At 73.3% G+C, this 11002-nt stretch carries 11 protein-coding genes; 8 read left to right on the forward strand and 3 right to left on the reverse strand.

Annotated elements, in window-relative coordinates; genetic code table 11:
- Positions 1–6: 6 nt before the first annotated feature.
- The 3 genes from A949_RS0110100 to A949_RS0110110 form a co-directional block, all read right to left on the reverse strand.
- A complete protein-coding gene (locus tag A949_RS0110100; RefSeq protein ID WP_026004514.1) occupies positions 7–960 on the reverse strand; it encodes an aminoglycoside phosphotransferase family protein in 954 nt (317 codons plus the stop codon).
- A 73-nt stretch (positions 961–1033) separates the two neighbouring features.
- The gene (locus tag A949_RS0110105) at positions 1034–1513 is read right to left on the reverse strand and encodes a ferritin-like domain-containing protein (RefSeq protein ID WP_019355891.1); all 480 of its coding nucleotides are present in this window, start codon (positions 1511–1513) and stop codon (positions 1034–1036) included.
- Positions 1510–2238 carry a hypothetical protein gene (locus A949_RS0110110; RefSeq protein WP_019355892.1) on the reverse strand — a complete coding sequence of 243 codons (729 nt, stop codon included), beginning with the start codon at positions 2236–2238 and terminating at the stop codon, positions 1510–1512. Before A949_RS0110110 ends, A949_RS0110105 begins: the two co-directional genes overlap by 4 nt.
- A gap of 313 nt (positions 2239–2551) precedes the next feature.
- Between A949_RS0110110 and rimP the strand changes: the two genes are divergently transcribed.
- The 8 genes from rimP (at position 2552) to A949_RS0110150 (ending at position 10984) form a co-directional block, all read left to right on the forward strand.
- Positions 2552–3109, forward strand: coding sequence for a ribosome maturation factor RimP (gene rimP / locus A949_RS0110115; RefSeq protein ID WP_019355893.1), 558 nt, complete (start codon positions 2552–2554; stop codon positions 3107–3109).
- A 2-nt stretch (positions 3110–3111) separates the two neighbouring features.
- Positions 3112–4134 (forward strand): transcription termination factor NusA, encoded by a 1023-nt coding sequence (gene nusA / locus A949_RS0110120; protein WP_019355894.1) that lies wholly within the window; start codon positions 3112–3114, stop codon positions 4132–4134.
- Between the two features lie 117 nt (positions 4135–4251).
- Positions 4252–4539, forward strand: coding sequence for a YlxR family protein (locus tag A949_RS33030; RefSeq protein WP_037706078.1), 288 nt, complete (start codon positions 4252–4254; stop codon positions 4537–4539).
- 152 nt (positions 4540–4691) lie between these two features.
- On the forward strand, positions 4692–7757 hold the full coding sequence (gene infB / locus A949_RS36315; RefSeq protein ID WP_078565383.1) for a translation initiation factor IF-2: 3066 nt from the start codon (positions 4692–4694) through the stop codon (positions 7755–7757).
- A 198-nt stretch (positions 7758–7955) separates the two neighbouring features.
- Positions 7956–8249 (forward strand): DUF503 domain-containing protein, encoded by a 294-nt coding sequence (locus A949_RS0110135; RefSeq protein WP_019355897.1) that lies wholly within the window; start codon positions 7956–7958, stop codon positions 8247–8249.
- Between the two features lie 118 nt (positions 8250–8367).
- Complete coding sequence (gene rbfA, locus A949_RS0110140; RefSeq protein WP_019355898.1) at positions 8368–8868, forward strand: 30S ribosome-binding factor RbfA; 501 nt, start codon at positions 8368–8370, stop codon at positions 8866–8868.
- 3 nt (positions 8869–8871) lie between these two features.
- Positions 8872–9795 (forward strand): tRNA pseudouridine(55) synthase TruB, encoded by a 924-nt coding sequence (truB, locus tag A949_RS0110145; RefSeq protein WP_019355899.1) that lies wholly within the window; start codon positions 8872–8874, stop codon positions 9793–9795.
- A 244-nt stretch (positions 9796–10039) separates the two neighbouring features.
- Positions 10040–10984: a bifunctional riboflavin kinase/FAD synthetase gene (locus A949_RS0110150; RefSeq protein WP_019355900.1), complete on the forward strand. Its 945-nt coding sequence runs from the start codon at positions 10040–10042 to the stop codon at positions 10982–10984.
- The last annotated feature ends 18 nt before the right edge of the window (positions 10985–11002 follow it).

Below are 11002 nucleotides of genomic sequence, written 5' to 3' on the forward strand. Positions count from 1 at the left end.
GCCGCGTCACAGCCAGGCCGCGAACTCCAGCAGCATCTCCGCGTCCGCGGTGCCGCCGCCCGCGTACTGCCGGCACGCGGACTCGACCGCGCGGTAGAGCGTCCAGTGCCGCACCCGTTCGCGCGGGACGTCCAGCGAGTCGGCGAGCTTGTTGACCCGGCGCCGGGTGGCGGCCGGGGCCCCGCTGGAGGCCATCAGGTCGTGCAGCCGGTCCCGCACCAGCCGCGCCAGGTCGTAGGCCGGCTCCCCGACCAGGGGATCGGGTCCCACCGTCAGCCAGTGCGCCCGCTCGCCCGAACCGGCGGAGGCCAGCACGGCGCCCTGGCGGAAGTCCCCGTGCAGCATCACCTGCTCGCCCTCGGCGGGTTCGGCCAGCATCGCCGCGCGCGCCTCCAGCGCGGCGGCCACCAGCGGTTCCGCGTCCGGGGGCACCCAGGAGCGCATCTGCGCCGCCTCCAGCGCGGTGTGCTCGGCGACCGTCTCCAGGCCGTGCCCAGCGGCCGGCGGCACCCACAGCCGCCGCACCACCGAGACGGCCTCCAGCGTCGCCTTGGCCTCCGCCAGCGACCGCAGCGACACCTCGCAGCGCAGTCGCTCCAGCAGCAGGACGCCCTCCTCGGGCGCGGCCCGCAGCACCCGTACGGCACCGAGCCCGTGCCACGCGGTCAGCGCCGCGTACTCGCGCGCGGTCCGCACCGGCGCCGGCGCACCGTCCGGCGCCGGCAGCTTGAGGGCCGCCGGGGTGCCGTCGGCCTGCCGCACCAGCACCACCACGCTGCTGCGCCCGCCCGGAGTCACCACCCGTTCGGCCTCCAGCTCCCACTCCCGGAGCCACCGCTCCAGCAGCGCGGGCAGCTCCCGCAGCCAGTTCTGCGCCGCGGCAGCCGCCGGCGCGCCCTGTTGGGCGGCCAGCGCGCGCGACAGCCGCTGCGGGGGTTCGAGGGGCAGCACGGAAGCCATTCCGGACGGGCCTTTCGTCAGGACTCTCGGGAGCATTCTCGGGGAGCGCGCACGGGCCGCGTGCACGGCCGGATCACAGCGCGCCGGGCACGGCGGAGCGGTCCGGCGCCCCCGAGGGGGAGGCCGGTGAGTCCCCGGCGCCCAGTTCGGTCAGGCCCGGGAAGGCCACCCCGCCGCCCTTCCAGCGGACCGAGCGGACCGCGGCCTCGCGCAGTGCGTCGGCGGCCGTGCGCCGCCGTGCCCCCTCGCTTGCCCGCACCAGGTCCGCGTACACCCCGGCGACCCGGTCCTCCAACTGGGCGGCGAGCCGCACGGCCGCCGCGCTGTCGGGGACGGCGAAGGGCAGCGCGTAGGCGGCGGCGGCCGGTTCCGGATCGCCGCCCAGGGCGCGGACGGTGCGGCGCAGCGCGTCCCGGCGCGCCCGGTGCGCCTCGTAGCACTCCCGGGCCTCGCCCTCGCGGTCCTCGTCGATCCGGCCGCCGACGACCCCGTAGCCGTAGACGGCGGCGTGTTCGGCGCGCAACGCCGCCTGCGCTGCGGTCAGTTCCGTCATCCTTCGGCCGCCCCTTCCCGGCGCGGCCCGGCCTCGTCCGCCATGCCGTCGTCCGCGCTCCCGCCGTCGTCCGCCGTGCTCTTCCCGTCGTCGCCGCTGCCGGCGTCCTTGCCCCGCTGGTCGAGGAGGTATCCGTGCGCCGAGCCGCAGGCGGCCACCGAGGCGAGCAGCCGGGCCAGCTCGGGTGGTGCGCCGTCCAGCGCCCTGGTGCGGGTGTCGGCCAGCTCCCGCTCCGCCCTGGCCAGCGCCGCGAGCGCTGCTGTGGGGCTCTTCGGCACGGAGGCGGTGTCCGGGCTGGGCGGGCGTTCGGAGGTGCTCTCCCGCCCGCCGGGCTGTGCCGAGCGGTCGGTGCCGGGCGCGTCGGAGGGGCGGCGCGTGCCGCGCCCGCCGGGGGAGGGGGACCGGGTGCCGGACTCCCCGCCGCGCAGTACCCGCACATGGCGGACGATCTCCTCGCGCAGCGGGCGCAGCGGGGCGGCCAGTGCCGGGTGCACCTCTGCCGTGCCGTCGTAGCGGGCCAGCAGGTGTTCGCTGTCGCGTGCCGCGCCGCTGCGCAGCCGCCGCGCAGCCTCGGCACCCGCGCCGTCGGCGTCCTGCGCGGCCTCCCCGCCCGTGCAGGCCGCGAGGAGCGGCACTCCGAACGCCGTTCCGGTGGCGCCCAGCACGCCGGCCAGCAGCGCTCTGCGGCGCGGCCGCGCCGCCGTCGGTGACGGCATCAGCGACATGTGCACTCCCTGGATGTGGGCGAACGGACGGCCAGACGGACTGCGGCCTCGCCCGGGCCCGTGACCGCGGTGGGGCGCCGGTCACGCCCCGCGAGGGTACCCGGGGTCCTTCCCGCGGCTGTCCGCGGCCACCCCTGCCGGGCCGGGGCTGTACCCGGACGCCGCACACGGCGGCGGGACGGTGCGGCCGCGCACAGCCGAGCGTTGTGGCACCGGGTCGGCGCAGCGCGCCACAGGCGATAGGCTTGGGCGGCGACACGCCCTTGTCACAAGGCCCCCCTACAACAGCACACGCGGCCGAGGAGTCACCCGGATGAGCACCACCCAGAGCGAGAGGCTGCGCGGACTGCTGGAACCGCTTGTCAGCAAGAGGGGGTTGGATCTCGAGGAGATCGATGTGACCCCGGCCGGAAAGCGGCGCGTCCTGCGTGTCGTGGTGGACGCTGACGACGGGGTCCAGCTGGACACCTGCGCGGAACTGAGCCGCGCCTGCTCCGAAGTGCTCGACGAGAGCGACGCGATGGGCGGCGCCCCGTATGTGCTGGAGGTCACCTCTCCCGGGGCCGACCGGCCGCTGAGCGAGCTGCGGCACTACCGCCGCGCCGTCGGGCGGCTGATCAAGGCGCAGCTCACCGAGGCCGCCGGCGGAGGGGAGCTGACCGCCCGCCTCACCGCTGTCGACGACGAGGGCCTCGACCTGGAGGTGCCCGGGGTCAAGGGGCGCAAGCCCACCGCCCGCAGGCTCGCCTTCGAGGAGATCGCCAAGGCGCGGGTCGAGATCGAGTTCAACCCCAAGGCCGCGCAGCAGCGGCGCATGTCCGCGGACGGCGACGCCGAAGCCGCCGGGAACGAGAACGAGGAGGAGGCGTAGCCGTGGACATCGACATGAGTGCCCTGCGCGGGCTGGTCCGGGAGAAGGAGATCTCGCTGGACCTGCTGGTCGAGGCGATCGAGTCGGCCCTCCTCATCGCGTACCACCGCACGGAGGGCAGCAGGCGCGACGCGCGCGTCGAGCTGAACCGCAAGACGGGCCACGTCACGGTGTGGGCCAAGGAGAGTGCCGAGGAGCTCGAAGAGGGCGCGGAGCCGCGGGAGTTCGACGACACCCCCACCGGATTCGGCCGGATCGCCGCGACGACGGCCAAGCAGGTCATCCTGCAGCGGCTGCGGGACGCCGAGGAGGAGGTCACCTTCGGCGAGTACGCGGGCCGCGAGGGCGATGTCGTGGCGGGCGTCGTCCAGCAGGGCAAGGACCCCAAGAGCGTGCTGGTGGACATCGGCAAGCTGGAGGCCATCCTGCCGCCGCAGGAGCAGGTGCCCGGCGAGGAGTACGGGCACGGCACCCGGCTGCGGACCTATGTGGTCCGGGTGGTCAAGGGTGTGCGCGGTCCTTCGGTGACGCTGTCGCGCACCCATCCCAATCTGGTCAAGAAGCTCTTCGAGCTGGAGGTCCCGGAGATCGCGGACGGCTCGGTGGAGATCTCGGCCATCGCCCGCGAGGCGGGCCACCGCACCAAGATCGCCGTACGGTCGGCCCGCTCGGGGCTCAACGCCAAGGGCGCCTGCATCGGTCCGATGGGTGGCCGGGTGCGCAACGTGATGGCGGAGCTGCACGGCGAGAAGATCGACATCGTGGACTGGTCCGAGGACCCGGCCGAACTGGTCGCCAACGCCCTTTCCCCGGCGCGGGTGAGCAAGGTCGAGATCCTCGACCTCGCGGCGCGGTCCGCCCGCGTCACGGTGCCCGACTACCAGCTCTCGCTGGCGATCGGCAAGGAAGGGCAGAACGCCCGGCTCGCCGCGCGCCTCACGGGCTGGCGCATCGACATCCGCCCGGACACCGCCGACGCGGCGGAGGGCGAACCGGCTCCGGAGCGTCCGGCCGGACACGGCTGAACCACGACGGGACCGGTCACCCCGCGCGGTCGGGTGTGTACGACGCGGATGGCCGACGAGTAACGGCGCCCTTACCCCCCAACGGGATTCGGGGCTTCGGGGAGGTAGACTTAAGCAGTGTCTGGCCGGACGCGTGGTCGGGCGTGCCCTCAGCGGACCTGTGTCGGCTGCCGGGAGCGCACCGACAAGCAAGGTCTGCTGCGGCTGGTGCTGATCGGGGGAAGCCTGATCCCCGATCTTCGCGGTAGGCTGCCCGGTCGGGGTGCGTATGTGCACTCTGTGCCGTCCTGCCTCGAGCAGGCGGTCCGGCGCCGGGCATTCAACCGGGCCTTCCGGGGTCCGGGTCCGTTCGACCTCGCAGAGCTGCGGGAGCACGTGGAGCGGAACGCACAGCACGCACCGTAGGAGCCCGTACGGAACCTCCGTACCGGGAGAGGTACCTCGCGAGTGGGAAGTAGGTCGAGATTGCGATGAGCACTCGATGAGTACGCGATGAGTACGCCCATGCATCAGTAGCGAAGGTCCGGCGGACGACCCCCCGGGCCGTAAGGAGCGAAGTGGCTAAGGTCCGGGTATACGAACTCGCCAAGGAACTTGGAGTCGAGAGCAAGGTCGTCATGGCCAAACTCCAGGAACTCGGTGAATTCGTCCGTTCGGCGTCCTCGACGATCGAGGCGCCGGTAGTCCGCAAATTGACAGACGCGTTCGACGCGGGTTCTGGCTCAGGTGCCAAGAAGTCCGCGGCGAAGCCTGCGGCGCCGAAGAAGGCCGCCGCCCCGACCCCCGCGCCCAAGCCGGGCGCACCCAAGCCGGGCGGTCCGAAGCCCGGCGCCCCCAAGCCGGGCCCCGCGGCTCCGGCGACCCCTGCGCCGAGCGCCCCGAGCGCCCCGAGCCCCGCACAGGGCGAGACGGGCGCTGCCGAGGCACCCAAGCCGGGCGCCCCGAAGCCCGGTGGGCCCAAGCCGGGGCCCGCACAGCCGGCCGCGCCGGCGAAGCCGGACTTCCAGGCACCGCCCGCCGCGCCGGGAGCTCCCAAGCCGGGCCAGGCCCCGAAGCCCGGCCAGGCACCCAAGCCGGGTCAGGCTCCCAAGCCCGGCGGGCAGGGCCGTCCGCAGGGTGGGCAGGCGCCGAAGCCGGGTCAGGCTCCCAAGCCCGGCGGGCGCACCTCCGGCCCGCGCCCGGGCAACAACCCCTTCACCTCCGGTGGCTCCACCGGTATGGCGCGTCCCCAGTCGCCGCGCTCCGGCGGTGCTCCCAAGCCGGGTGCTCCGAAGCCCGGCGCCCCCAAGCCCGGTCAGGGCCAGGGACAGGGCCAGGGCGGAGCCGGCCAGTCCGGTCCGCGTCCGCAGGCTCCGGGTGGCGGTCGCGCCACGCCGGGCAACATGCCGCGTCCGCAGGCCCCGCAGGGCGGCGGCCCGCGTCCCGGCGGTGCCGGTGCCGGTGGCAACCGTCCGAACCCGGGCATGATGCCGCAGCGTCCCGCTGCGGGTCCGCGTCCCGGCCCCGGCCGTGGCGGCCCCGGCGGCGGTGGCCGTCCGGGTGGCGGCGGTCGTCCGGGTGGCGGCGGCGGTTTCGCCGGTCGTCCCGGTGGCGGCGGTGGCCGTCCGGGCGGTGGCGGCGGTTTCGCCGGTCGTCCCGGTGGCGGCGGCCGCCCCGGTTTCGGTGGCCGTCCCGGCGGTCCCGGCGGTCGTGGTGGCACCCAGGGCGCGTTCGGCCGTCCCGGCGGTCCGGCCCGTCGCGGTCGCAAGTCGAAGCGGCAGCGGCGCCAGGAGTACGAGCAGATGCAGGCGCCGTCGGTCGGCGGCGTGATGCTGCCGCGCGGCAAGGGCGAGGTCGTCCGGCTGTCGCGCGGTGCCTCGCTCACGGACTTCGCGGAGAAGATCAACGCCAACCCGGCGTCGCTGGTCCAGGTGATGTTCAACCTGGGTGAGATGGTCACCGCGACCCAGTCCGTCTCCGACGAGACGCTGAACCTCCTCGGCGAGGAGATGAACTACGTCGTCCAGATCGTCAGCCCGGAGGAGGAGGACCGCGAGCTTCTCGAGTCCTTCGACATCGAGTTCGGCGAGGACGAGGGCGGCGAGACGGCACTCGTGGCGCGTCCCCCGGTGGTGACCGTCATGGGTCACGTCGACCACGGCAAGACGCGGCTGCTGGACGCGATCCGGAAGACCAACGTCATCGAGGGCGAGGCCGGCGGCATCACCCAGCACATCGGTGCCTACCAGGCGTCGACCGAGGTGAACGACGAAGAGCGCAAGATCACCTTCATCGACACCCCCGGTCACGAGGCGTTCACCGCCATGCGTGCCCGCGGTGCCAAGTCGACCGACATCGCGATCCTCGTGGTCGCGGCCAACGACGGCGTGATGCCGCAGACGATCGAGGCGCTCAACCACGCCAAGGCGGCCGAGGTGCCGATCGTCGTCGCGGTCAACAAGATCGACGTCGAGGGCGCCGACCCCACCAAGGTCCGCGGCCAGCTGACCGAGTACGGGCTGGTGGCCGAGGAGTACGGCGGCGACACGATGTTCGTCGACATCTCCGCGCGCCAGGGGCTGAACATCGAGGAGCTCCTCGAGGCCGTGGTCCTGACCGCGGATGCCTCGCTGGACCTGCGGGCCAACCCCGACCAGGACGCGCAGGGTCTCGCCATCGAGGCCCACCTCGACCGCGGCCGTGGCGCCGTGGCCACCGTCCTGGTCCAGCGCGGCACGCTGCGGGTCGGCGAGACCATGGTCGTGGGCGACGCCTACGGCCGGGTGCGCGCGATGCTCGACGACAAGGGCGAGAACATCAAGGAAGCGGGTCCCTCGACCCCCGTCCTGGTGCTCGGTCTCACCAATGTCCCGGGCGCCGGCGACAACTTCCTGGTGGTGGACGAGGACCGCACGGCACGGCAGATCGCCGAGAAGCGCGCGGCGCGCGAGCGCAACGCGGCCTTCGCCAAGCGGACCCGCCGCGTCTCCCTGGAGGACCTGGACAAGGTGCTCAAGGCGGGCGAGGTGCAGCAGCTCAACCTCATCATCAAGGGCGACGCGTCCGGTTCGGTGGAGGCCCTGGAGTCCTCGCTGCTCCAGCTCGACGTCGGCGAAGAGGTGGACCTGCGCATCCTGCACCGCGGGGTGGGTGCGGTCACCGAGACCGACATCGACCTGGCGACCGGCTCCGACGCCATCGTGATCGGCTTCAACGTCCGCGCCGAGGGGCGTGCGACCCAGCTGGCCGAGCGCGAGGGTGTGGACGTCCGCTACTACTCGGTGATCTACCAGGTCATCGAGGAGATCGAAGCGGCGCTCAAGGGCATGCTCAAGCCCGAGTACGAAGAGGTCGAGCTGGGCACGGCGGAGATCCGCGAGGTCTTCCGTTCGTCCAAGCTGGGCAACATCGCCGGTGTCCTCATCCGCTCCGGCGAGGTGCGCAGGAACACCAAGGCCCGCGTCATCCGGGATGGCAAGGTCGTGGCGGAGAACCTCAACATCGAGGGCCTGCGCCGCTTCAAGGACGATGTCACCGAGATCCGCGAAGGCTTCGAGGGCGGTATCAACCTCGGGAACTTCAACGACATCAAGGTCGACGACGTCATCGCGACGTACGAGATGCGGGAGAAGCCGCGCGGCTGATCCCTTGCGCAGGGCAACCCGCGCATCGCCCGGTCACCGCGAGTGGTGATCGGGCGAGGTACGGGACCGGGGCCGACCGGCGGAGTATTTCCGTCGATCGGCCCCGGCCGTTGCGTGTACGGTGCCAGTGCATTCCAGGCCCCCAGCCCCCGCTGGGCGGCACCCCCAAGGCCCCACGGGTGGCTTGACCCGGACTGTATGTACGTAGGGACGCTGTCCTTCGACCTGCTTCTCGGCGATGTGCGGTCGCTCAAGGAGAAGCGCTCCGTCGTCCGCCCCATCGTCGCCGAGTTGCAGCGCAAGCACGCGGTCAGTGTCGCCGAGACGGGCGAGCAGGACCTCTACCGCAGAGCCCGCATCGGACTGGCGGCGGTGTCCGGCGACGCCGGACACCTCAGCGACCTGCTGGACCGCTGCGAGCGGCTGGTCGCCGGGCGCCCCGAGGTGGAACTGCTCTCCGTGCGGCGGCAGTTCCACGGCGACGACGCATAGCACCACAGCCGCCGCGGCAGGCGCCGCGGCGGAGCACGCAGAACGTCAGCAGACGCAGCAGACGCAGAGAGAACGCAGCAGCGCGTGAGCGCGAGGCGCAGAGCAAGGAGACGGACCAGTGGCCGACAATGCGCGGGCGAAGAGGCTGGCGGACCTCATCCGTGAGGTGGTCGCCGAGAAGCTGCACCGCGGTATCAAAGACCCCCGGCTCGGCACCCAGGTGACCGTCACGGACACCCGGGTCACCGGGGACCTGAGGGAGGCGACGGTCTTCTACACCGTGTACGGCGACGAGGAGGACCGCAAGGCGGCCGCAGCCGGGCTGGAGAGCGCCAAGGGCGTGCTCCGCTCCGCCGTCGGCTCGGCGGCGGGCATCAAGCACACCCCGAGTCTGACGTTCGTCGCGGACGCGCTCCCGGAGAACGCCAAGACGATCGACGAGGCGCTCGCCCGCGCGCGGGCCGCCGACGAAGAGGTCCGCAAGGCCTCCTCCGGAGCCTCCTACGCCGGTGAGGCCGACCCCTACCGCAAGCCGGGCGAGTCCGACCTGGACGCCGGGGACGGCGAGGGCGGCGAGGCCGGCGAGGCCGGCGAGGCCGGCGAGGACGAGAGCGCCTGATCCGTGGCACGCAGGAGAGACAACGGCCCCGGCGGGCTGCTCGTCGTCGACAAGCCCGCCGGGTTCACCTCGCACGACGTCGTGGCCAAGGTGCGCGGCATGGCCCGCACCCGGCGGGTCGGCCACGCGGGAACACTCGACCCGATGGCCACCGGCGTGCTGGTCGTCGGCACCGAGCGGGCCACCCGGCTGCTCGGCCACCTGGCCCTGACGGAGAAGGAGTACGTCGCGACCCTCCGGCTCGGGCAGGAGACCGTGACGGAGGACGCCGAGGGGGAGATCACCGCCGCGCGGGGAGCCGGGGACGTCGACCGGCAGCGGCTCGACGCGGCCGTCGGCGCCCAGACCGGCGCCATCTCGCAGGTGCCCTCCGCGGTCAGCGCCGTGAAGGTGGACGGCAAGCGCGCCTACGCCCGGGTCCGTGAGGGCGAGGAGGTGCAACTGGCCGCCCGCCCGGTCACCGTCTCCTCGTTCCAGGTGCACGATGTGCGCCCGGACACCGCCGAGGACGGCACACCCGTCACCGACGTACTCGTGTCGGTCGTGTGCTCCTCCGGCACCTATGTGCGCGCACTCGCCCGCGACGTGGGCGCGGAACTGGGCACGGGCGGCCATCTGACCGCGCTGCGGCGCACCAGGGTCGGGCCCTACGGTCTGGACGGCGCGCACACCATGGAGCAGTTGCAGCAGTTCGTGGACGCCGAGCAGTCGCTGCCGGTGGTGCCGCTGGGTGACGCCGCCGCGGCGGCGTTCGCCCGCTGGGACATCGACGAGGAGCAGGCGCGCCGTATCGGCAACGGCGTGCAGTTGCGGATGCCCAGCGGCAGCGGACCGGGCCCCGTCGCGGTGTTCGGCCCGGGCGGGCAGTTCGTCGCACTGGTGGAGGAGCGCGAGGGCAGGGCCAGGAGCCTGGCCGTCTTCGTGTGAGGCCCGCCCGGCGGCCGCCGGGGCGGATCTCCGTGCGGCAGCCGCGACACGCAGGGCGGAGCGTGCCGTGCAGCCCTCCGGCGCCGGGTCCGGAGCGGCCGGGTGTCACGCCACCGGGCATGTCCCGAGGTGGGTCCCTGCGGGTCGCGCCGGTGGGGCATGGCACCCTTGGACCGGCGGCGGAACCCGCCGTCAGCACCAACGGCACAGGCACTGGCGAACTAGGTAGCGACGAGGAGCAGACGTGCAGCGCTGGCGTGGCTTGGAGGACATCCCCGAGGGCTGGGGGCGCAGCGTCGTCACCATCGGCTCGTACGACGGGGTGCACCGGGGGCACCAGCTCATCATCGGCAGGACCGTGGAGCGTGCCCGGGAACTGGGCGTCCCCGCCGTGGTCGTCACGTTCGACCCGCACCCCAGCGAGGTCGTCCGGCCGGGCAGCCACCCCCCGCTGCTCGCCCCGCATCACCGGCGGGCCGAACTCATGGGCGAACTGGGGGTGGACGCCGTTCTCGTGCTTCCTTTCACCTCCGAGTTCTCCAAACTGTCGCCCGCCGACTTCGTGGTCAAGGTCCTCGTGGACAAGCTGCACGCGCGCAGCGTCGTGGAGGGCCCGAACTTCCGCTTCGGACACAAGGCGGCCGGCACCGTCGCCTCGCTGGCCGAACTCGGCGGCACCTACGACTACGACGTGATCGTCGTCGACCTCTTCGAGCGCACGGACGGCGGCGAGGCGTTCTCCTCCACGATGGCGCGCCGGCTGGTGGCCGAAGGAGAGGTGCGCGGCGCGGCGCAGGTGCTGGGCCGCCCGCACCGCGTCGAGGGTGTGGTGGTGCGCGGTGCGCAGCGGGGCCGCGAACTCGGCTATCCCACGGCGAACGTGGAGACCCTTCCGCACACGGCCGTCCCGGCCGACGGTGTGTACGCCGGCTGGCTGACGGTGAACGGCGAGGCGATGCCCGCCGCGCTCTCGGTCGGCACGAACCCCCAGTTCGACGGCGTCGAGCGCACGGTGGAGGCGTACGCCATCGACCGGGTGGACCTGGACCTGTACGAGTTGCACGCGGCGGTGGACTTCCTGGAGTACATCCGGGGCCAGGAGAAGTTCGAGACGCTCGAGGCGCTGAAGGAACGGATGGCGCAGGACGTCGAGGAGTCCCGGCGGCTGGTGGCCGCTGCGGAGGACTGAGCCGCACCCCGGACCTCC

It is taken from the genome of Streptomyces sp. AA1529, from assembly GCF_000280905.1.
Classification (GTDB): domain Bacteria; phylum Actinomycetota; class Actinomycetes; order Streptomycetales; family Streptomycetaceae; genus Streptomyces.

Coding starts and splice junctions, on each gene's coding strand:
- A949_RS0110100 (WP_026004514.1), bottom strand. CDS start 960: ATGGCTTCCGTGCTGCCCCTCGAACCCCCGCAGCGGCTGTCGCGCGCG.
- A949_RS0110105 (WP_019355891.1), bottom strand. CDS start 1,513: ATGACGGAACTGACCGCAGCGCAGGCGGCGTTGCGCGCCGAACACGCC.
- A949_RS0110110 (WP_019355892.1), bottom strand. CDS start 2,238: ATGTCGCTGATGCCGTCACCGACGGCGGCGCGGCCGCGCCGCAGAGCG.
- rimP (WP_019355893.1), top strand. CDS start 2,552: ATGAGCACCACCCAGAGCGAGAGGCTGCGCGGACTGCTGGAACCGCTT.
- A949_RS0110135 (WP_019355897.1), top strand. CDS start 7,956: ATGTACGTAGGGACGCTGTCCTTCGACCTGCTTCTCGGCGATGTGCGG.